The sequence below is a fragment of the Thalassobaculum sp. genome, from assembly GCF_040219215.1.
GTDB lineage: Bacteria > Pseudomonadota > Alphaproteobacteria > Thalassobaculales > Thalassobaculaceae > Thalassobaculum_A.
Genome location: NZ_JAVJSX010000032.1, coordinates 19,832 through 38,784, shown reverse-complemented (window position 1 = coordinate 38,784; position 18,953 = coordinate 19,832). Strand labels below are relative to the sequence as shown.

Genomic DNA, 18,953 nt, shown 5'->3' with positions numbered 1-18,953 from the left:
CATCAGTCGGCGGTCGCCGTCGCGTTCGTGCGGTACCTCAGTTCTGCAAAGTGTGAGCGGGTGCCTTCAACCGTACGCCCCGGCCGGTACCGGTCCCTTGGGCATTCTCACCCAGGAGCTCGATGCCGGCGCGATCCAGCGCTTCGATGACTTTCGTCAGGGTTTCGACGACGCCGCGGACGTTGCCCTGGCTGCTCTCCATCCGCTGAATGGTCGGGACCGACACGCCGGCCTGTTCGGCCAGCGTCCTCTGGTCGATCCCCAGAAGCGCCCGGGCGGCGCGGAGCTGGGCAGCCGTCATCATGCGAAGAGCCCTAGCATCAATTATCTATTAATAATGATACATAATCATATTTGAAACATCAATATTCATATGCAAACCACTCAGTCACCACGGCGTGCCCGGTAGGGCAGAATCGCCAACCTCACGCGCGTTCGATCAAGACCGGCCACCCGGTCGAGAAACGCACCGCTCGACACCGCGCCCTGCAGGCTGGCGTCGGGCGTTCCGCCCAGAATCGGCGCCAGATGGTCCGGGACGAATGGAACCGAACTCGCCACCACGATGACCGCCTCAAGGCTTTCGGCCACCCCGGGCATCGGGGAAACCGCCACACCGGCATCGCGGGCACCCGGCAGATCGACCCGTTGTCCCGCGTCGATCGTGACCGGCGCTCGACCATCGTTCGGCGCGATCCGCACGACGCCGCCGTCCGCCTGCCAGACATAGACCGCCAGGAACGCACGGCCGCGAGCCACGTTCGCCCGAACGCCAAGGGGTTCGCCGGGCTTGTAGACCGCGCGCTCCAGGACAGCCGTCAGGTCCGGAGCATGCGGACCGCCGATCCGCGCAACCCGGGCCTGGAGCCGCCGGGCGGCAGCGTTCGGGCCGGTCGCGGCCCCCGACCACGCTTCCCCATACGGCACCGCGTCGGACAGGCGGCTCCACGCATTGGCAACATCGTCCCGGGTACGCGCCACCGGCGGAATGGCGGAGGTCCGGTCCAGCGCTTCGTCGATCAACAGGGCACGCGCGATCGCCTCGGCCGCGACACCGAGCTCGTCCCGACGCAGTTCCGGGCCGACCGCCGCCGCACCGTCGGACATCCGGTACCCGGTGCCCAAACGTCCGCCGCCTGGCGTCAGCGGCTGGAAATGCGCCGGGATCGCGGCCGCCTCCAGGCCGGCGGACGCCCGTGCCTCCACCGTCTTGGCGGTTGCCCTCAGGTGCACCTCAACGCGGCCGCCGTGATCCCAGATCTCCGCCTCCAGCCGCAGCCCGACCGGCTTGCCGGCACCGTCGACCTGACGCAGTGGCCGGGTGACGTACAGCGGCCGTTCCGCCAGCCGGGCGGTCAGATGTTCGGCCACCTGGCCCAGGAACCAGTCGCCGAACGGGCTGCGCTCGCCGCTCAGCCGCAGGGACGTTTGGAAGCGGCCGGCAGGGTCCAGCCCGAGACGCAGGGTGTCGGCCAGGGCAACCCCGGCGATTCGGGCAGCGACAGACGGCGGTCGCAGTGCCAGCCGCTCGACCGACCCGGGCAGCGTTACCAGAGGACTCGCCCCCAGCAGGCGACCCGTATCGCCGCCACCGACCGCGACCACCGTGGCCGAGACCGCGATCCCGTCGGCGGTAGCGTGCGCGGCGGGAATCACCAGTGCATCGACCGCGGCCTCGCGCAGCAGGGCCTCGCTGGTGGCACCCTGGAAGCTCATCGCCTCCTCCCAGCTTGCCGGCAGGCCGGAACGGTCGACCAGAGCACCGGATGTCGGGGCGGTGCGCAGCAAAGCCGCTGCAAGGGCCGCATCCAGCTCAGTCGCCAACTCCGGGGGCAGGCCGGTCGTGTCCGGATCGAGCGGGCGAGCGGCTATACGGCGCCCCTCGCCGACTGCCTGCCAGACGGCGGATGCAACCGTGGTGAACGGACCGGCCCATCCCTCCGACGCGCCCGCGCCGCGGCCGGCGACCAACAGGATCGCCAACAGCGCGAGAAGCGGCGCGCGGCGCACCAGGTCACCGCCACATCTTGGCAACGGACAGCTTGTCCGGCGTGATCGCTATGCGGAACTTGGCCACGGCATCGCCGTCCCTGCCATTACCCTCCCAGGCATAGCCCACGCGCAGGTCCAGGCTGTCGTCGTGCACCGCGACCAAATCCATATCCCTGAACCAGGCGATCCGCTCGGCGAAGTCCAGCGATGCGGCGATCGGCTTGTGATCCCAAGCCGAACCGTTCTCCCGGTAGTACAGGCGAATCGCCTTCTGGACCGCGATCCGGTGCCGATCGACGAACGCCAGGGCCTTCGCCCTGTCGGTTCCCGGCGGATCATACAGCGAAGACGCAGCGAGCGGCGGCGGGGTGACGACCGAGTGGGGTGCCGGCTTTGCCCGCTCCCTCGATGCCGGCGCTTTCGGAAGTGCCGCCACCAGCACCGTCTTCGGATCACCGGAAACGCTGGCCTGCTGCACGCGACGGAACTGCCGCCGTGCCGCGTAGGTCATCTCGTCGTCCAGGTAGCGCTCGACCTCCCCCAGCGTCACCTGCCCATCCTGGTTGCCGTCGCGGCCACGATCGGCGGCGCCGTTCATGGCGTCCAGCAGATGGCGGGTAAACAGACCGAGCCTGGCGGCCTCGTCCCAACTCGCCACCTGATCGCCCGCCGCAGCCGTAATCAGCGTCAGCCCGCGCGACGGTGCCGGCGGCACCGTCTTCACGTAGACCGGAGAAGCCGAGCGGACCAGCCAGCCGGCCGCCGAGTTCCCGGAGAAGCACGCGTCGAGCAACACGGTGGTCGATACCGCCTCGATCGCGCTCAGGTTCTTCACCAGCAGGTCCAGCGGATAGCCGTTGATCTCGGGTGTCGCCGGATCGGCGTCCACCGGCAGCAGATAGCCGCGCTTGTCGCGCAGGCCCGGCACGCCATGCCCGGAATAGAACACCAGGATGTCGGACCGGCCGGAGCGGACCCACGACCACAGCTTGCCGCGATGGTCCTGGGCGTTGCCGAACACCGCGTACATTTCGGCCTGGGACGCGTCGATCAGTTCGATCACGTTGCCGTCGCGGTAGCCGAGCACGTCGATGACGAACCGCTTCATGGCCGCTGCGTCGTTGGCGGCGTAGCGGACCTCCGGGATCCCCTTGGCATAGCGCTGGTTGCCGATGATCACGGCTATTGCATCTCGGTTCGTCGCATCCGCATACGGTGAACCTGCCGCTCCCGTGGCCTGCGCCCCTACCCCTTTACCGCCGACCAGCAGCACCAACACCAGCATGACAGCTGCGATTGCCCGCACGCCCCGCTCCCGCAATCGATGTCCAACCCGGATGTTATTCTACCGGTTCCAGCCGGCTATGGAACGGTCAGACCGGGTTCGACGCCTACACAACCACCATCGGTGGCGTCACCGCTGGCGCCGGGCCACGGATTCTGCGGCTATGCACAGCATCTCAAACAGTATGGTGGCGCCAACCAGGGCGGTGTTGCCGCTCGGATCGAACGGCGGGGAGACCTCGACCATGTCGCCGCCGACCACGTCGATGCCCGACAGGCCGCGCACCAGGCGCTGGGCCTCGAACGAGGTCAAGCCGCCGATCTCCGGCGTGCCGGTGCCGGGCGCGAACGCCGGGTCGATGCTATCGATGTCGAAGGACAGGTAGGTCGGGCCGTCGCCGGCCAACCGCCGGGCTTCGGCGATCACGCCGTCCAGCCCCAGTGCCGGGATCTCGTGCATGTAGATCACCCGCATGCCCGAATCGTGGCTGAAGCCCCAGACATCGCGCTCGTTGACCCCGCCGCGGATGCCGATCTGGATGGTGCGTTTGGGGTCCAGAACGCCCTCCTCGACCGCCCGGCGGAACGGCGCGCCGTGGTGGAAGCGCGAGCCGAGATAGTCGTCCCCGGTGTCGCAGTGCGCGTCGATGTGCACCATGCCGACCGGCCGGTCGCGGCCCAGGACCCGCAGGATCGGCAGGCTGATCGAATGGTCGCCGCCGACGCTGAGCGGGACCACCCCCGCCGCCATCACTTGTTCGTAAAACGCTCCGATCTGCTCGTGCGCCTCGATCAGTACGAACGGCCGCTCCACCACTGCGTCGCCGATATCGGCGATCCGCGCCAGCTCGTACGGGCACACCCCGGTCGCCTGGTTGATCCGCCGCATCAGGCTGGATTGGTTGCGCACCTCGCGCGGCCCATGGCGGGCTCCGGGCCGGTTGGTCACACCGCCGTCATAGGGCACGCCGATCAGCCCGATGTCGATCGCCGACCAGTCCCGCTCGGCATATGGCGCCCGCATGAAGGTCGGCAGCCCGACATAGCGCGGGCGGGTCATCGCGTCGGTTATCGTCGGGTCGGCGTCGGTCACGACAGTCTCCATGTCAGGGCATCACGATCATGCTCGGGCGCGCTTGGCGGGATCAAGGGGCGCGGCTACGCTCCCGGCGCAGGAAACCAAGGAGATCGTCATGACCGACTACGTGCCGGGCGCCGGTATCGCTTGGGAGCGCATCGATCCGGCCGCCGCCGGCGCCGACCGGGCGGGCATCCAGGCAGCCGTCGACTACGCGATCGCCCATGAATCGCCGATGAACCGCGACATTGCCGCAGCATTGGCCGGCGGGCATTTCTCCGAGCCGCCGCCGCTCGGCGACATCATCGGCCCGACCGCACCGCGCGCCGACCCCAGCGGGCTGATCCTGCGCGGCGGCAAGATCGTTGCCGAGTGGGGGCCGACCGACCGCGCCGACATGACCTTCTCGGTCACCAAGTCGTACCTGTCGATCATGGCCGGCCTTGCGGTCGACGACGGACTGATCCCGGACATCCGCCGACCGGTCGGCGAACTGGTCGACGACGGCGGGTTCGACGCCGCGCAGAACCGCACGATCACCTGGGAACACCTGCTGACCAACACCAGCGAGTGGGAGGGCACGCTGTTCGGCAAGCCCGACCTGATCGACCGCAACCGCGAGCTGTCGCTGCCGCCGGGAACGCCGTCCAAGAAGGGTACCCACCGCGACCTGCAGGCACCCGGCGCGTACTGGGAATACAACGACGTCCGGGTCAACCGGCTGTCCCTGTCGCTGCTGAGGGTCCACGGCAAGCCGCTGCCGACCGTGCTGAGGGAACGGGTCATGGGCCCGATCGGCGCTTCTGACAGCTGGAGCTGGAACGGCTACATCAATTCCTGGGTCGAGGTCGGCGGCCAACCGGTATGCTCGGTCTCCGGCGGAGCGCACTGGGGTGGCGGGCTGTTCATTTCCGCCCGCGACCAGGCCCGCGTCGGCCTGCTGATGCAGCGCCGCGGCCGGTGGGGCGACAAGCGCATCCTGTCCGAAGCCTGGGTCGATGCCTGCACCACGCCGTGCGCGCTCAATCCCAGCTACGGTTATCTGTGGTGGCTGAACGGCGACGGCCGGCACTGCCCAAGCGCGCCGCGCACCAGCGTGTTCGCCATGGGGGTGGGCTCGAACGTGATCTGGATCGAGCCCACGCTGGATCTGGTGGCGGTCCTCCGCTGGATCGACAAGCCGCATCTCGACGGCTTCGCGAAGCGGGTGGTAGCGGCGCTGACGTAAGGCGCAGCTCCGTCGTCATCCCGGAATGCGACGGGTGGATCCCGGGTCGCGCGACGCGCGCCCGGGATGACACCAGAGAAGGGAGTCAGGCGTGGTTCAGAGGCCGGCGACGATGCCGACGCCGGCGAACGCGGTGGCGAGGCCGGCATACCGTATCATCCGGGTCGAGCCGAAACGGCCGAGCATCGAGACCCCCGCGATGCCGGCACCGTGCAGCAGGGCGGTCGACAGTGCGAAACCGGCGCCGTAGCCCAGCGCCGACAGGCCGGCCGGCAGTTCGCTGCCGTGGGCATGGCCGTGGAACACCGCAAAGGCGGCGACGATCGCCATGCCGACGCCGACCAGCATGCGGGCATTGACCGCCACCAGCGCGCCAAGCACGACCACCGACAGCGCGATCATCGTCTCGACCATCGGCAGGGCGACACCGGACACCGCGAACGCGCCGCCGACCAGCATCGCAACCACGAAGGCCGACGGTACCAACCACAACGCGCGACCGCCCAGCAGGGCAGCCCAACCGCCGACCGCGACCATCGCCAGCAGGTGATCAAGCCCAAGCATCGGGTGCGCGGCACCGGCGGCGAACCCGCTGCCGGCACCGATGCCGGTGTGGGCGAGCGCGGGGGAAGAGAGCAGCGACAAAGCCGCGGCGGAGGTCAGGATACGAAGCATGGCAGCCCTCAAATGACGGATTCAAGAAACGGTCGGCCATGAGTCTTAACCAACGCGATGGGGCCTGTCATGCCTTGACGGCCGATGTCCGTGAACGCGGCTTGCACAGCCGCCTTGGGGGCGCCATCTGCTTCTGAGGGACGCAACGGGGGGGTGGCATGATGACGGAATCCGAAGGCGGCAAGCCCGACAACCCCGGCGTGATCACCCATCCGCCGTTCCTGTACGCGGGCGCGCTCGTGGTCGGCGCGGGCCTCGACCGGCTGATCCCCCTGCCGGTGCTGGCGCCGGGCACCGGATTCGTACCCGGCGTTGTGCTGATCGGCCTCGGCCTTGCACTGGCCTTCTGGTGCTTCGGGCTGTTTCGCCGCGCCGGCACCAATGTGCCAACCCACAAGCCGGTGACCGCGGTCGTCACCGACGGCCCGTACCGGTTCTCCCGGAACCCGATCTACGTGGCACTGACCGCGCTGTCGGTCGGCGTGGCGCTCTGGGTCAACAGCGCCTGGATGCTGGGCATGCTGCTGCCGACCTTCGTGATCATGAACATCGGCGTGATCGACCGGGAGGAAGCCTATCTCGCGGCCAAGTTCGGCGACACCTACCTGTCCTACAAGGCGCGGGTCCGGCGCTGGCTTTAGCGGCTACACCGCCTGGGCGTCCGCCGCTCCCATCGTCGTCCGGCCGAGCATCATGTCCACGGCCTTCTCGGCGATCATCATCGTGGGCGCGTTGGTGTTGCCGCCGATCAGCCGCGGCATGATCGAGGCGTCGATCACCCGCAGCCCCTCAAGCCCGCGCACCTTCAGCTCCGGGTCGACCACAGCACCGTCGTCCACACCCATTCGGCAGGTGCCTACCGGGTGGTAGATGGTCTCCGAGATCCGACGGACATAGGCGTCGATGTCGGAGTCGGAAATCACGTCGGGGCCGGGATTCAGTTCCTCGTCGCGCCAGCCGTCGAACGCCGGTTGCGCCACCAGCTCGCGCGCCATGCGCAGCCCGTCGCGGAAGCTTCGCCGGTCGGCCTCGGTCGAGTAGTAGTTGGCCAGGATCCGCACCCGGTCGGCCGGGTCGTCGGAGCGCAGCCGCACCCGCCCCCGGCTTTCCGGCCGCAGCTGGCACATCCGGATGGTAAAGCCGTCGCGGTCCATCGGGCCCCGGTTCAACTGCCACAGCAGCGGGATGCGCACCCGCTTGGCCCCCAGGCCGATCAGGAAATGCCATTGCATGTCGGGCATCTCCAGCTCCGGCCGGGTGCGGACGAATAGGCCGCCCTCGGCCGGAAACGACGTGGCGGGGCCGGTGCGGAACAGCGCCGCCTGCGCCATCGCCAGCGCCGCCCGGTCGAGCCGGACCAGGCTGTGCAGGGTTACCGGCTTCGGACAGGCGAACTGCAGCGGAATGTCCAGGTGATCCTGCAGGTCGCGGCCAACCCCCGGCAGCGCGTGCACCACGGGGATGCCGTGGGCGCCCAGTTCCTCCGGGTCGCCGATGCCGGACAGCATCAGCACCTGGGGCGAGTTCAACGCCCCGCCCGCCAGCAGCACCTCGCGGCCCGCCGTCACCCGGTGCAATGTGCCGTGGCGATGGTATTCGACACCGGTCGTCCGCCCGCCCTCGACAAGCACCCGGTGGGTAAGGGCACCCGTCTCCACCGTCAGGTTCGGGCGCTTCAGCGCCGGCCGCAGATAGCATGCGGCCGCACTGGCCCGTCGGCCGTTGTGGATCGTGAAGTCGTAGCGGCCGAGGCCTTCCTGGCTCGGGCCGTTGAAATCGTCGTTGTCCCGGTAGCCGGCCTGTCGGCCCGCTGCCGCGAACACATCGTAGAGGGGGTTGGTGTCACGGCCGCGCTTTACCTTCAGTGGACCGCGAGTGCCGTGCAGATCGTCGGCCAGCCGGTCGACGTGACCCTCGGAGCGCCGGAAGTACGGCAGCACGTCGTCCCAGGCCCAACCGCGATTGCCGAGCTGTGCCCAGGTGTCGTAGTCGCGCGGGTGGCCGCGGATGTAGATCATCGAATTGATCGACGACGACCCGCCGACCACCTTGCCGCGCGGCCAGTACAGGCGGCGGTCGTCGAGATGGGGTTCCGGCTCGGTCCAATAGCCCCAGCTGTGCAGATTGGAGCGCACCAGCTTGCCTACGCCAAGCGGGATGTGGATCAACGGGTTCCAGTCCCAGCCGCCGGCTTCCAGCAGCAGGACCGAGACGCCGGGATCCTCGGTCAGCCGGGATGCCAGAACGCATCCCGCCGACCCGGCCCCGACGATGACGTAATCGTAAGCTCGCATACGGTCAGTGTGGCCGCGAGACGGGATCGCGGCAAGCCACGCCTTGCGGTCAGCCGGCGCGAGCGCGGCGGGCCACGGCGGCCCGCCGCACCCTAACGGCCTCAGAACGACAGCGCGTTCACCCGCACCACGTGCGGCAGGCCCTGGACCTCGGCCAGCAACGCCGCGTCGATCGCCTGGTCGACCTCGACCAGCGCGATCGCCTCGCCGCCCACGTCGCGCCGTCCCAGGTGGAAAGTGGCGATGTTGACCCCGTGGTTGCCAAGCGCCGAGCCCAACGCGCCGATGAAGCCGGGCTTGTCGTAGTTGCGCACGTACAGCATGTGCCGGCCGAAATCGGCCTCGACCGCAATGCCCTGGACCTCGACCAGCCGCGGCTTGGTGCCGCCGATCAGGGTGCCGACCAGCACCCGGGTGCGCTGCTCCGAGCGCACCGACATCCGCACCAGGGTTTGGTAGTCCGGTTCGCGGTCATGACGGGTGACGCTGACCTCGATGCCGCGCTGGTGCGCCATGGTCGGCGCATTGACCATGTTCACGCTGTCGACCTGCGGGCGCAGCAGTCCGGCAAGCGCGGCCGCCTTGATCGGCTCGGCGTTCAGGTCGGCGGCATGGCCTTCGAACTCCAAGGTCACGGCGTCGATCGGACCGTCGACCATCTGGCCGCAGAACGACCCGAGGAGTTCCGCCAGCTTCATGTAGGGCTTCAGGATCGGTGCCTCTTCGGCGGTGACCGAGGGCACGTTGACGGCGTTGCTGACGGCACCGGTCAGCAGGTAGTCGCTCATCTGCTCGGCGACCTGCAGGGCCACCTTTTCCTGGGCCTCCGAGGTCGAGGCCCCCAGATGCGGGGTGCAGACCACGTTGGGGTGGCCGAACAGCACGTTCTCCCTGGCCGGTTCGGTCACGAACACGTCGAACGCCGCGCCACCGACCTGGCCGGAATCCAGGCCCGCGCGCAGGTCTTCCTCAACCACCAGGCCGCCGCGCGCGCAGTTTATGATCCGCACGCCCTTCTTCATCTTGGCGATCGCCGCCGCGTCGATGATGTTGCGGGTGGCGTCGGTCAGCGGGGTATGCAGGGTGATGATCTCGGCCTCGCCGAACAGCTCGTCGAGTTCGACCTTGCGCACGCCCAGTTCGGTTGCCCGCTGCTCCGACAGGTAGGGATCGAACGCCAGCACCCGCATGCGCAGGCCGCGCGCCCGGTCGGCCACGATCGAGCCGATGTTGCCGCAGCCGATCAGGCCCAGCACCTTGCCGGTCAGTTCGACCCCCATGAACTTCGACTTCTCCCACTTGCCGGCCTGCGTCGAGGCGTCGGCCTGGGGGATCTGCCGGGCCAGCGCGAACATCATGGCGACGGCGTGCTCGGCGGTCGTGATGGCGTTGCCGAACGGGGTGTTCATGACCACCACGCCGCCGGCGGTGGCGGCCGCGATATCGACGTTGTCGACGCCGATGCCGGCCCGGCCGACCACCTTCAGCTTGCCAGCGACCGCCAGCACGTCTGGAGTCACCTTGGTGGCGGAGCGGATGGCGAGGCCGTCGTAGTCGCCGATGATGGCCTTCAACTCGTCAGGCTTGAGGCCGGTGTTGACGTCGACCTCGATCCCCCGGGCACGGAAGATCTCGGCCGCCTGGTCGCTCAGATTGTCGGAAATCAGGACTTTAATCATGGTGCGTTCGCGCGCCGGCACCGCTCCTGGTGAGCCGTGGGCGCGCGCCTTTCGCAGTGGTGGTTGATACGATCGATCAGAGGTCGGGCGCAGGCCCGCGAACGCCCTATGCGGCGGCCGCGAACTCCGTCTTCACCTGCTCCCAGGCCCAGTCGAGCCACGGCAGCAGCGCCTCGATGTCAGCGGTCTCCACCGTCGCACCGCCCCAGATCCGCAGGCCCGGCGGGGCGTCGCGGTAGCCGGCGATGTCGTAGCCGGCGCCCTCCGCCTCAACCAGTGCGGCGACCTTCTTCGCCACCGCCGCCTGATCCGCTTCGGACAGTGCAGAGAACGCCGGGTCGACGAACGACAGGCAGATCGAGGTCGGCGAGCGCAGCGCCTTGTCCTTGGCCAGGAACCCGGCCCAGGACGACGCCTCCACCCACTTCTCGATCGCCGCGAGGTTCGCTTCGCTACGCTCGATCAGCCCCGACAGCCCGCCGATCGACTCGGCCCAGCCCAGCGCGTCCAGGATGTCCTCGACGCACAGCATCGACGGGGTGTTGATGGTCTCGCCCTTGAAGATGCCTTCGTTGAGCTTGCCCTTGGAGGTCATGCGGAACAGCTTCGGCATCGGCCACGGCGGGGTGTAGCTCTCCAGCCGTTCCACCGCGCGCGGACTCAGCGCCAGCATGCCGTGGGCCGCCTCGCCGCCCAGCACCTTCTGCCAGGACCAGGTGACCACATCCAGCTTGTCCCACGGCAGGTCCATGGCAAACGCCGCAGAGGTGGCGTCGCAGATCGCCAGACCCTCACGGTCGGCCGGGATCCAGTCGCCGTTCGGCACCCGCACGCCCGAGGTGGTGCCGTTCCAGGTGAACACCACGTCGCGGCTGAAGTCCGCCTTGGACAGGTCGACGATCTCGCCGTAGCCCGCCTCCAGCACGCGGGCGTCCTGCAGCTTCAACTGCTTGACCACGTCGGTCACCCAGCCGGCGCCGAAGCTCTCCCAGGCCAGCATGTCGACGCCGCGCGCGCCGAGCAGCGACCACAGCGCCATCTCGACGGCGCCGGTGTCGGACGCGGGCACGATGCCGAGTCGGTAGTCCGCGGGAATGCCAAGAATGACGCGCGACCGGTCGATCGCGTCAGCGAGCCTGGCTTTACCGATTTTGGAGCGGTGAGACCGTCCGAGGACGGCATCGGAGAGTACAGCGGGGGCCCATCCGGGTCGCTTCGCACACGGTCCGGATGAGAACAACGGTACCCGCGGCTTGTGCTGCGGCTTCATGTCTCGATCCTTCGATGTTGCCGCTCGTTGGGGAGCGGCGGCCCGGCGCGGAGACTATGGAACGGCGTAGCGTTGTCAACGGGGGCGTGCCGCCGTAGCGACCGGGAGTCCACGCGTGGCAGCGGTCGTCAGATCGACGCGCCGGCCCGACGTATCCCGCCGGGTAGCGCCACGATGACCCCACCCGACATGTCCTGTTCCCGAAGTATTCGAATCTCCGGTACCGACTGAGGCTGTTCTGAAGGCAGGAACACCTGGACGACCACCGAGCGTGTCGGCACTCCGTTCGGTGTGCTGGTGAACGGCAGTATCAGACGGGTGGTTTTGATCCACCCGCCGTCATTCCAGCGGAACACGCTTTCGGAGTACACCGGGCAACGCTCCGACCGAGCCAGGGCGAAATACTTCTCGATGAAGGCTCGATAATCTCCGGTGAACAACTGGTCCGATCGCCGGCCCCGGAAGTTCGCCCCCCAACGCCGCACCATTTCTTCCCCGACCAGCCGGAAACGGACCAGCCCGCTGTCATCCAGGTGTTCGGCAACAATCAGGTAGGGAAGCACCCGCTTTTCCAGCTTAAGTGGATCAAGCGCGTCCAACAGTGGAACTGTCAGACCGTCCCGCGCACTCTTCCAGTAATCCAGTACGGATTGCTGAATCGGATCAAGTGCGAGTGTGATTTTTTCTACCACGATGAGTAGTGTGCCTTTATGGCCAACAAACGCCATTAGGTTCCAACAGGTACAGGTGCCGCCAATTTTGTGGCAGAACGCCAAACAAGATTAGGACAATTCGATATGTATTTCTACCGACCGCGCGTTTCCGGAGCGCCCGGCGACGGACCCGGTCAGGTCTCAGCCCTCCAGCCCCGTGCAAGCCTCGCCGGCCGCCTCCAGCAGCCACTCGATGAAGGCCGCGACCAGTGGGCGCTGCCGGCTCTCCGGCGGGCAGACGATGTGGTAGCCGAACGCCGTCGGCAACTCCATGTTGAACGGCTTCACCAGATAGCCGGCCGCCAGCATGTCCATCGACAGCACCGTGGTACCGAGCGCCACGCCCTGGCACGCCATCGCCGCCTGATAGGCGAACATGCTCATGGTGTAGTGGGTCCCGGCATCCGGGTCGACCTGGGCTAGCACTCCCGCAGCGTCCAGCCAGTCGCGCCACACCGGCCAGCCGGAGCGCGGCAGCACCGAGCTGTGCAGGAGGGTATGGCCGGCCAGATCCGCCGGCTCGGCCAGCGGCCTCGGTCCGTCGAGCAGATGCGGCGCACAGACCGGGAAATAGCGTTCGCTGAACAACCGGCATTCGAACAGGCCGGAATAGCCGCCGAGCCCGTACCGGATCGCCAGATCGACACCCTCGCGGTGAAAGTCCGTCGGCAGCGGATTGGTGCCGATCTGCACAGTGACGCCCGGGCAGCGACGCTGGAAACCCTCCAGGCGCGGAATCAGCCAGGCCGACACGAACGACGGCACCGCCGAGACCGTCAACGTCGGAGCAGTCGCCGGGTGCCTCAGGCTGCGGTTCGCATCGGCCAACGCGTCGAACGCCCGGCGCAGATGGCCGAGAGAGCCGTTCGCCGTCTCGGTCGGCATCAGTCCTGAGCCGTTGCGGCGCAGCAACGGACGGCCGATCTCCTCCTCCAGCGCGCGGATCTGATGGCGCACCGCGCTTGGCGTGACATGCAGTTCCTCGGCCGCCCGGGTCAGGCTGCCGAGCCGGGCCGCCGCCTCGAAGGCCCGCAGCGCGTTCAATGATGGCAGGCGCATGGATCGCTCGCAGAAAATCTCAACACGATGTGCACGAAAACTCGATGGCACAGCGCTTCGGTTAACACGAAATAGGCAGCAATAGGAGACGATGACGCGGTTGCTTTGCGCGACGTTTCTCTCCGCTCAAAATTGAGATTTTCTCAAAGGAGATCGTGATGCTGGCCGACACCTTGCCTGTGCGCCTGGCCTTCTGGCTGGGGCGACCGGCCCGCCCGGATGCGGTTCCGGACATACCGACCGACGACGCCCTGCCCGCACCATGGCGATCACCGCTGCGTCCGGCCGTCGACCTGGAAACCCGCCTGATGCTGCGCGATCGGGGATGGCGGCCATAGGACCCTCGTGCCGCGTCGCGATTACTGCTCCGTTAAGCCGCCCTTCATCTTTGCAACCGAAAATGACCATCGTGCATTGAGTGTTCGCGAGGGCATATGAAGGCGGGAGACGGAGGCCCGACGGTACCCGGGTTTACGCTGGAGTTGGGGCAGCGGCTCGCCAAGGCCATCGATGCGGCAGGCGGAGTCCTGGTCGCCAGCCGAAAGCTTGGCCTTGCCGAGGAGGTACTGGCCGGCTGGTGCGATGGCACCCGGCCGATCACGCTGCATGAGTTGCGCGCGCTGGCTGACGCGTCCGGTTTGAATCAGGTCTGGTTGGCCTTCGGTGACGACGCAGCAAGTCAGGAGCCCCACACCGTGCCGGTGGAGGCGGTTCGCGCAACCTGGGATTTCTGGATTCCTGTGATCCTTCGCCTGAAGGAGCGCCCCGATCCGTCGACACTGCGCGAGCAGTTCCTGGCCGACGTGCTCGGTCGGGCATCTCAGATGCCCCAGGATCGGGAATAACCGCGCTTGCGAGCGGTCACACAACGCGCTTAAGTTGGCCTCAAGGTCTGGGTGGAGAGTTACGAGAATGTCAGCCGTCGTTGTTAACCTATTTGATGCTCGGCCCACGGTCGACTTCACACTTAACTCGATCGGAATAGACGAGTGGTCGGAAAGACTTATTCGAGTTTCCAGCCATCTGGCATCGTTGCGCCGGTGCGACGTGTTTACGTTTCTGGTACTGTCGCCGAGTATCTGTGAGAATGCTATTATTCTTGAGTTCGATCAGAACGGCCGGAATCCGGATATCATCAGCGCGTCCACCCAGGACACCGGCGGACGATTCGAGAGGGTGCTCAGGCACACCGTCGTCCCTGGCATGGTGTTCGATGACAGTCCGCGCGGCTGGCTGTTGAGCAGTTCGATCCAGAAATACCCGGTGCAGTTCCTGTACTTCCCGCTGCCGAGCGGTGACCAGAAGTTCGGAGCGATCATCTACTGATGCGCAATGTCCAGACCATATCGGACCGGACCGGCTCGATCTCGCTGCAGAGATCGCCGAACCTGTTCGACAGCGGCTACGACCTTCCGCTGATCCAGGCGTTCAAGAAGATCCGCTACGGCGCTTTCGTCGGCCTGCCGTCTCGGGACACCCTGAACGTCGATCTCCTGCTCAAAGCCGGCGCCCTGACACGCTGTCACGTGCTCGATGTCCGGCCTGACGATCCTGAGAACTTCCGGTTCGAATTCTATGGCGCCGACGCCCGGATTGGCGCCGGCGGCTTTCGACATCATCGGATCGGCGATCACCAATCCCTGCTGCTCCGCCGGTACGCCTGTCTCGAATACTCCCGGATCAAGAGCCTCGGGCAGCCGGACCTGACCCAGGTGCATATCGATACCGCCTGGTCCTCAACGACCTTTCGTCGACTGATACTTCCCTTTGGCGAACGGGGCGAGGTCACGCATTTTCTGATCTTCTTTGTTCCGGATATTGACCAGATCGGTGCGGGTTCGCTCGATCAGGAAGTCCCGGCTGTTCGGCAGCGCATACATAACTAGCCTGCTTCCATCCGGACCAAGCGGCGCGTCCAGCATCAGCTCGCGCATCTCCGCTCCGTAGTTCGCTGCCACGCCCTTATCGACCAGCTTCTGGAACACGACGCCGATGGCCCAGTCGAGGTTCCAGCGCGCCAGCGCGATCATGTGGTTGAGCCGCGTTAGCATCCAGCTGATGCCGATCCCGGCAAAGTCCGGGTCGGGTGACACCCACAAACCGCCGGTGTGCGCCATCGAGCCGGAGGGCCCCGATCGGGTCGGGATGACCGGAAGCGGCCGCAACTCGGGCCACCACAGTCGCCCGTCACGCACGTGATCGTAGAATCCGAGATCCGTCTCGATGTACCGGGCCGCCATGATCGCCGCCAGACGCCCGTCGCGATGCGTCACCCGGAGCCAATAGGAATCGTCGGGCGGCGGTGTCTCTCCAGGCACGAAGGCCGGATTCCGGCCGTCGGTGCGCGGAGCATGGGAGATAATCCGGCACCAGTCGGCCAGATCGAACTCCATGTTGAAGGCGAGATGGTCGCGCGCGAACAGTTCCTGGGCTGCGTCGACGTATTCCTGCACGATCGCGCGCGCATAGGAGGTCCTCGGCACCGATTGATCGAGCCGCAGAGCCTCCAGAGTATGAGCAGGCATAGTAATCCTCCACACGACATGTTGGTGTGAAGTCAATATACACTACCAAATACTGCAATCAGAGTCCGTCATTGCATCCATGGGTGTGCGAGCGTATCGGTCAGGCCAGCGTGAACGAGAGCACGCGCCGGCCCCAGATCATCCGCGTTGCCGCTTCGTCGGCGTCGGTGCTAGGACTGCCGGACCTGTCCTAGCAGCCTGCGGAGATGCGGCATGACGATCACGTTCTATGACCTCTGCGGGCGCGACTCGAAGCGGTTCAGTCCGTATGGCTGGCGCACCCGCATGGCGCTGGCCCACAAGGGGCTGGATTACGCCCTGGAGCTGGTCAAGTTCACCGAGAAGGACAAGATCGGGTTCTCCGGACAGCCGCTCGTGCCGGTGATCCGAGACGGCGACAAGGTGGTCCACGACAGCTGGGCGATAGCGGAACACCTGGAAGACACCTACCCGCAGCGGCCGTCGCTGTTCGGCTCGCTCGAAGGCCGCGGCATGGCCAAGGCGATCAATGCCTTCGTCAACCTGACCATCCAGCCATTGCTGGCCCCGCTGATCGTCGCCGACGTGGTGGCTCATGTGGATGGGTCGGACCGCGACTACTTCGTCAGTTCGCGGGAGAAGCGTTTCGGCAAGGCGCTGGCCGAAGTCCAGGCTGGACGCGAGGAGAAAGTCGAGGGGTTCCGCAAGGCGCTGGAACCGGTCCGGATCGTGGTGAAGGACCAGCCGTTCATTGGCGGCGCTTCAGCGACCTATGCCGACTATGCCCTGTTCGGCACCCTGCAGTGGGCCCGCTGCACCAGCGGCTTCGGGGTCGTCGCAGCCGGCGATCCGATTCATGCCTGGTTCGAGCGTGTGCTCGACCTGCACAATGGCGTTGGGCGCAGCGAACCGGCTGCCGCCTGACCGCACAGCGATCTGGAGTCGAAGATGACCATCACCCTTCCGCCGCCGCGGCTGCCCGCCCTTGATCCCGCCAGACTGACGCCCGAGCAGAAAGCGATCCACGACGCCATCGCCGCCGGTCCGCGCGGCCGCGTCCAAGGTCCGCTGGCGATCTGGCTGCACAGCCCCGGGCTGGCCGAGAACGCTCAGCGGTTGGGCGCGTTCTGCCGGTTCGGGACCAGCCTGGAGCCGCGCCTGTCGGAGCTTGCGATCCTGGTGACCGGCCGGGTGTGGTCGGCGCAGTTCGAGTGGTCGGTGCACAAGCCCATCGCACTGAAAGCCGGCCTGTCGGAGGCGGTCGTCGATGCCATCCGGGACCGGCGCACCCCGCCTTTCGAGAAGACCGATGAACGGGTGGTTCACGATTTCGCGCGCACCCTGCACATCGACCACAAGGTGCCGCAGGCCCTGTACGACGAGGCCGTCGCAGTGCTCGGCGTGACCCAAGTCGTCGATCTGGTCGGAATCCTCGGCTACTACACGCTGATCTCGATGACCATCAACGCCTTCAACGTGCCGCTGGAAGGCGACCAGGTACCCGAGCTCGAATAGCCGGCCAACGACGCCGTCACAAAATCGTCATGCATTCGTAACCGTCCCGTCGCAGGCTTCGACGATAATCGAAGCATGGACATCCTGACCGCCACCATGGCCTTCGCCGCCCTGTCGCAGCCGACTCGCCTGGAGGCCTTCCGACTCCTGGCGCAGGCCGGGCCGGACGGCCTCAGGGCCGGTGCCATTGCCGATCACCTTGGCGTGGTTGCATCGACGCTGTCGCACCATCTGGCCCAGCTTGAGCAGGCAGGCTTGGTCCATTCGCGTCGGCAGGGACGGCACATCATCTATGCCTGCCATCCAACCCGCCCCGAGCGTCTGTGCGACTACCTGATCGAAAGCTGCGGCACCGTCGCTGTCGAACAACGCACCCCATTCGGCCCCCAGCCCGTGGCGGCCCGCGGCTGATCCGCCGGCCGGGATGCCCCGGAGCGACACCCGCCGGTTGCCGTTAACTTTGCGTTCAGACCGCCTGCGCTATATTTACGAGCCATGACGAAAGTCGTTGGAACCGAGACCCCTGCTCGCCCCGCGCGCCGGCTCTGTGCCCCGGCCCGCGGGGCTCTTCTTGTGCTCGGTGTCGTTTGCACGGCCATTGGTATCGCCGGAATCATCCTGCCGGGACTGCCTGGAACGGTGTTTCTGCTGGTTGCCGTGTGGGCATTCTCGCGCTCGTCGGAACGGTTTCACGTCTGGCTGTACGAGCACCCGCGTTTCGGCGCCACGGTTCGCAATTGGCACGCCCACCGGGTCATCCCGATCAAAGCCAAGATCGCGGCAGTATCGATGATGATCGTCACCGCCATCGGCCTGGTCCTCATATCGGACGGCGACTGGCTTCTGCCGGCAATATCCGGCGGCATCATGGCGATTGTCGCCCTCTGGATCGTCACCCGGCCGAACGGCACCCGCGGTACGGCCTGACCGTTCGCGTCGCGCTGGCGAGACTCCGTCGCATCGGCTAGGGTCCGCGCGATTCCTGGAGGAGCCGATGTTCGCCAAAACCGCCGCGTTTCCGCTGTTTGCCACTCCCGTCTGGGGATTCGATCTGCCCGCCGATCAGGCCCTCGACATCAACGGCAGGCTGCTGGCCCTGTTGGAACGCTGGTTCACGCCGCGCCCTGACCTGAAGCCGGGCGAAACGTGGCAGACCACCCACGACCTGCACCAGCGCCCGGAGTTTGCGCCGCTCCTGCCCTTCGTACAGGGGTCGGTCGAGGCTGCATTGGACGCTCTGGCGGTGCGGGAACGCACCTGGACGATCACCGGCTGCTGGGCCAACATCAATCCGGCGGGCGGTTTCCATCCGCCGCACATCCACCCCAACAACCTGATTTCAGGCGTCTATTACCTTCAGACCCCGCCGAACGCCGACGCCATCAGCTTCCACGACCCGCGCCCTCAGGCCCATCTGATCCAGCCGGTCGCCACCAAGGCCGTTCCGGAAACGCAGTCCGAGATCGAGATCGAGGCGAAACCCGGCCGGATGCTGCTGTTCCCCTCCTGGTTGCGGCACAGCGTGCGTCCGAACTACGGGAACCAGGAGCGGATCAGCATCAGCTTCAACGTGATGCTGGACGACTACGCCGCCCGGAACTCCGCGCCCATGTGGAAGGGCTTCCGCGAGGACGGGACACGCGCATGACCGCTGGAGAACTG

At 66.8% G+C, this 18,953-nt stretch carries 22 protein-coding genes; 10 read left to right on the top strand and 12 right to left on the bottom strand.

What is annotated here, in order from left to right:
* Nucleotides 1-37: 37 nt before the first annotated feature.
* The 4 genes from RIC54_RS20860 to speB all read right to left on the bottom strand — a co-directional run bounded on the left by RIC54_RS20860 (nt 38) and on the right by speB (nt 4,369).
* A complete protein-coding gene (locus RIC54_RS20860; protein ID WP_350089149.1) occupies nt 38-304 on the bottom strand; it encodes a helix-turn-helix domain-containing protein in 267 nt (88 codons plus the stop codon).
* A gap of 80 nt (nt 305-384) precedes the next feature.
* The gene (locus RIC54_RS20855) at nt 385-2,010 is read right to left on the bottom strand and encodes a DUF4384 domain-containing protein (RefSeq protein WP_350089152.1); all 1,626 of its coding nucleotides are present in this window, start codon (nt 2,008-2,010) and stop codon (nt 385-387) included.
* A gap of 4 nt (nt 2,011-2,014) precedes the next feature.
* Nucleotides 2,015-3,298 carry a caspase family protein gene (locus tag RIC54_RS20850; protein ID WP_350089155.1) on the bottom strand — a complete coding sequence of 428 codons (1,284 nt, stop codon included), beginning with the start codon at nt 3,296-3,298 and terminating at the stop codon, nt 2,015-2,017.
* A 108-nt stretch (nt 3,299-3,406) separates the two neighbouring features.
* Entirely contained in the window at nt 3,407-4,369 is a 963-nt protein-coding gene (speB, locus tag RIC54_RS20845) for an agmatinase (RefSeq protein ID WP_350089158.1), read from the bottom strand.
* A 100-nt stretch (nt 4,370-4,469) separates the two neighbouring features.
* On the opposite strand from speB, the gene RIC54_RS20840 reads away from it, so the two are divergent.
* On the top strand, nt 4,470-5,582 hold the full coding sequence (locus tag RIC54_RS20840; protein WP_350089161.1) for a serine hydrolase domain-containing protein: 1,113 nt from the start codon (nt 4,470-4,472) through the stop codon (nt 5,580-5,582).
* A gap of 96 nt (nt 5,583-5,678) precedes the next feature.
* Here RIC54_RS20840 and RIC54_RS20835 read toward each other — a convergent pair whose 3' ends face one another.
* Nucleotides 5,679-6,257 carry a HupE/UreJ family protein gene (locus RIC54_RS20835; RefSeq protein ID WP_350089164.1) on the bottom strand — a complete coding sequence of 193 codons (579 nt, stop codon included), beginning with the start codon at nt 6,255-6,257 and terminating at the stop codon, nt 5,679-5,681.
* A gap of 158 nt (nt 6,258-6,415) precedes the next feature.
* Here RIC54_RS20835 and RIC54_RS20830 point away from each other — a divergent pair, with 158 nt between their 5' ends.
* Nucleotides 6,416-6,898 (top strand): methyltransferase family protein, encoded by a 483-nt coding sequence (locus RIC54_RS20830; protein ID WP_350089167.1) that lies wholly within the window; start codon nt 6,416-6,418, stop codon nt 6,896-6,898.
* A 3-nt stretch (nt 6,899-6,901) separates the two neighbouring features.
* On the opposite strand, the gene RIC54_RS20825 is transcribed toward RIC54_RS20830, so the two are convergent.
* The 5 genes from RIC54_RS20825 to gcvA all read right to left on the bottom strand — a co-directional run bounded on the left by RIC54_RS20825 (nt 6,902) and on the right by gcvA (nt 13,272).
* Nucleotides 6,902-8,551, bottom strand: coding sequence for a GMC family oxidoreductase (locus RIC54_RS20825; RefSeq protein ID WP_350089170.1), 1,650 nt, complete (start codon nt 8,549-8,551; stop codon nt 6,902-6,904).
* A gap of 101 nt (nt 8,552-8,652) precedes the next feature.
* On the bottom strand, nt 8,653-10,230 hold the full coding sequence (serA, locus tag RIC54_RS20820) for a phosphoglycerate dehydrogenase (protein ID WP_350089173.1): 1,578 nt from the start codon (nt 10,228-10,230) through the stop codon (nt 8,653-8,655).
* A 106-nt stretch (nt 10,231-10,336) separates the two neighbouring features.
* On the bottom strand, nt 10,337-11,500 hold the full coding sequence (locus RIC54_RS20815; protein ID WP_350089176.1) for a phosphoserine transaminase: 1,164 nt from the start codon (nt 11,498-11,500) through the stop codon (nt 10,337-10,339).
* A 128-nt stretch (nt 11,501-11,628) separates the two neighbouring features.
* Entirely contained in the window at nt 11,629-12,228 is a 600-nt protein-coding gene (locus RIC54_RS20810; RefSeq protein ID WP_350089179.1) for a PAS domain-containing protein, read from the bottom strand.
* 126 nt (nt 12,229-12,354) lie between these two features.
* Entirely contained in the window at nt 12,355-13,272 is a 918-nt protein-coding gene (gene gcvA, locus RIC54_RS20805) for a transcriptional regulator GcvA (RefSeq protein WP_350089182.1), read from the bottom strand.
* A 158-nt stretch (nt 13,273-13,430) separates the two neighbouring features.
* On the opposite strand from gcvA, the gene RIC54_RS20800 reads away from it, so the two are divergent.
* The 3 genes from RIC54_RS20800 to RIC54_RS20790 all read left to right on the top strand — a co-directional run bounded on the left by RIC54_RS20800 (nt 13,431) and on the right by RIC54_RS20790 (nt 14,598).
* Nucleotides 13,431-13,610, top strand: coding sequence for a hypothetical protein (locus tag RIC54_RS20800; RefSeq protein ID WP_350089185.1), 180 nt, complete (start codon nt 13,431-13,433; stop codon nt 13,608-13,610).
* A 96-nt stretch (nt 13,611-13,706) separates the two neighbouring features.
* Nucleotides 13,707-14,117 (top strand): hypothetical protein, encoded by a 411-nt coding sequence (locus tag RIC54_RS20795; protein ID WP_350089188.1) that lies wholly within the window; start codon nt 13,707-13,709, stop codon nt 14,115-14,117.
* A gap of 67 nt (nt 14,118-14,184) precedes the next feature.
* Nucleotides 14,185-14,598, top strand: a complete 414-nt coding sequence (locus RIC54_RS20790) for a hypothetical protein (protein ID WP_350089191.1) — start codon at nt 14,185-14,187, stop codon at nt 14,596-14,598.
* Here the strand turns inward: RIC54_RS20790 and RIC54_RS20785 are convergent.
* On the bottom strand, nt 14,592-14,990 hold the full coding sequence (locus tag RIC54_RS20785; protein ID WP_350089194.1) for a hypothetical protein: 399 nt from the start codon (nt 14,988-14,990) through the stop codon (nt 14,592-14,594). The genes RIC54_RS20790 and RIC54_RS20785 overlap by 7 nt on opposite strands.
* A gap of 18 nt (nt 14,991-15,008) precedes the next feature.
* Nucleotides 15,009-15,797, bottom strand: a complete 789-nt coding sequence (locus RIC54_RS20780) for a hypothetical protein (RefSeq protein WP_350089197.1) — start codon at nt 15,795-15,797, stop codon at nt 15,009-15,011.
* Between the two features lie 213 nt (nt 15,798-16,010).
* Between RIC54_RS20780 and RIC54_RS20775 the strand changes: the two genes are divergently transcribed.
* From RIC54_RS20775 to RIC54_RS20755, 5 genes are all read left to right on the top strand, one after another.
* Nucleotides 16,011-16,700, top strand: coding sequence for a glutathione S-transferase family protein (locus tag RIC54_RS20775; RefSeq protein ID WP_350089200.1), 690 nt, complete (start codon nt 16,011-16,013; stop codon nt 16,698-16,700).
* Between the two features lie 24 nt (nt 16,701-16,724).
* A complete protein-coding gene (locus RIC54_RS20770) occupies nt 16,725-17,291 on the top strand; it encodes a carboxymuconolactone decarboxylase family protein (RefSeq protein WP_350089203.1) in 567 nt (188 codons plus the stop codon).
* Between the two features lie 75 nt (nt 17,292-17,366).
* Nucleotides 17,367-17,702 carry an ArsR/SmtB family transcription factor gene (locus RIC54_RS20765; RefSeq protein WP_350089206.1) on the top strand — a complete coding sequence of 112 codons (336 nt, stop codon included), beginning with the start codon at nt 17,367-17,369 and terminating at the stop codon, nt 17,700-17,702.
* Between the two features lie 162 nt (nt 17,703-17,864).
* Complete coding sequence (locus RIC54_RS20760) at nt 17,865-18,218, top strand: YbaN family protein (RefSeq protein WP_350089209.1); 354 nt, start codon at nt 17,865-17,867, stop codon at nt 18,216-18,218.
* Between the two features lie 67 nt (nt 18,219-18,285).
* A complete protein-coding gene (locus RIC54_RS20755) occupies nt 18,286-18,939 on the top strand; it encodes a 2OG-Fe(II) oxygenase family protein (protein WP_350089212.1) in 654 nt (217 codons plus the stop codon).
* Nucleotides 18,940-18,953 lie beyond the last annotated feature (14 nt).

Bases quoted from the DNA above. Each gene is read 5' to 3' on its own strand.
- RIC54_RS20860 (WP_350089149.1), bottom strand. From the start codon at position 304: ATGATGACGGCTGCCCAGCTCCGCGCCGCCCGGGCGCTTCTGGGGATC.
- RIC54_RS20840 (WP_350089161.1), top strand. From the start codon at position 4,470: ATGACCGACTACGTGCCGGGCGCCGGTATCGCTTGGGAGCGCATCGAT.
- RIC54_RS20835 (WP_350089164.1), bottom strand. From the start codon at position 6,257: ATGCTTCGTATCCTGACCTCCGCCGCGGCTTTGTCGCTGCTCTCTTCC.
- RIC54_RS20830 (WP_350089167.1), top strand. From the start codon at position 6,416: ATGATGACGGAATCCGAAGGCGGCAAGCCCGACAACCCCGGCGTGATC.
- RIC54_RS20825 (WP_350089170.1), bottom strand. From the start codon at position 8,551: ATGCGAGCTTACGATTACGTCATCGTCGGGGCCGGGTCGGCGGGATGC.
- serA (WP_350089173.1), bottom strand. From the start codon at position 10,230: ATGATTAAAGTCCTGATTTCCGACAATCTGAGCGACCAGGCGGCCGAG.
- RIC54_RS20815 (WP_350089176.1), bottom strand. From the start codon at position 11,500: ATGAAGCCGCAGCACAAGCCGCGGGTACCGTTGTTCTCATCCGGACCG.
- RIC54_RS20810 (WP_350089179.1), bottom strand. From the start codon at position 12,228: ATGGCGTTTGTTGGCCATAAAGGCACACTACTCATCGTGGTAGAAAAA.
- gcvA (WP_350089182.1), bottom strand. From the start codon at position 13,272: ATGCGCCTGCCATCATTGAACGCGCTGCGGGCCTTCGAGGCGGCGGCC.
- RIC54_RS20800 (WP_350089185.1), top strand. From the start codon at position 13,431: ATGCTGGCCGACACCTTGCCTGTGCGCCTGGCCTTCTGGCTGGGGCGA.
- RIC54_RS20795 (WP_350089188.1), top strand. From the start codon at position 13,707: ATGAAGGCGGGAGACGGAGGCCCGACGGTACCCGGGTTTACGCTGGAG.
- RIC54_RS20790 (WP_350089191.1), top strand. From the start codon at position 14,185: ATGTCAGCCGTCGTTGTTAACCTATTTGATGCTCGGCCCACGGTCGAC.
- RIC54_RS20785 (WP_350089194.1), bottom strand. From the start codon at position 14,990: ATGCACCTGGGTCAGGTCCGGCTGCCCGAGGCTCTTGATCCGGGAGTA.
- RIC54_RS20780 (WP_350089197.1), bottom strand. From the start codon at position 15,797: ATGCCTGCTCATACTCTGGAGGCTCTGCGGCTCGATCAATCGGTGCCG.
- RIC54_RS20775 (WP_350089200.1), top strand. From the start codon at position 16,011: ATGACGATCACGTTCTATGACCTCTGCGGGCGCGACTCGAAGCGGTTC.
- RIC54_RS20770 (WP_350089203.1), top strand. From the start codon at position 16,725: ATGACCATCACCCTTCCGCCGCCGCGGCTGCCCGCCCTTGATCCCGCC.
- RIC54_RS20765 (WP_350089206.1), top strand. From the start codon at position 17,367: ATGGACATCCTGACCGCCACCATGGCCTTCGCCGCCCTGTCGCAGCCG.
- RIC54_RS20755 (WP_350089212.1), top strand. From the start codon at position 18,286: ATGTTCGCCAAAACCGCCGCGTTTCCGCTGTTTGCCACTCCCGTCTGG.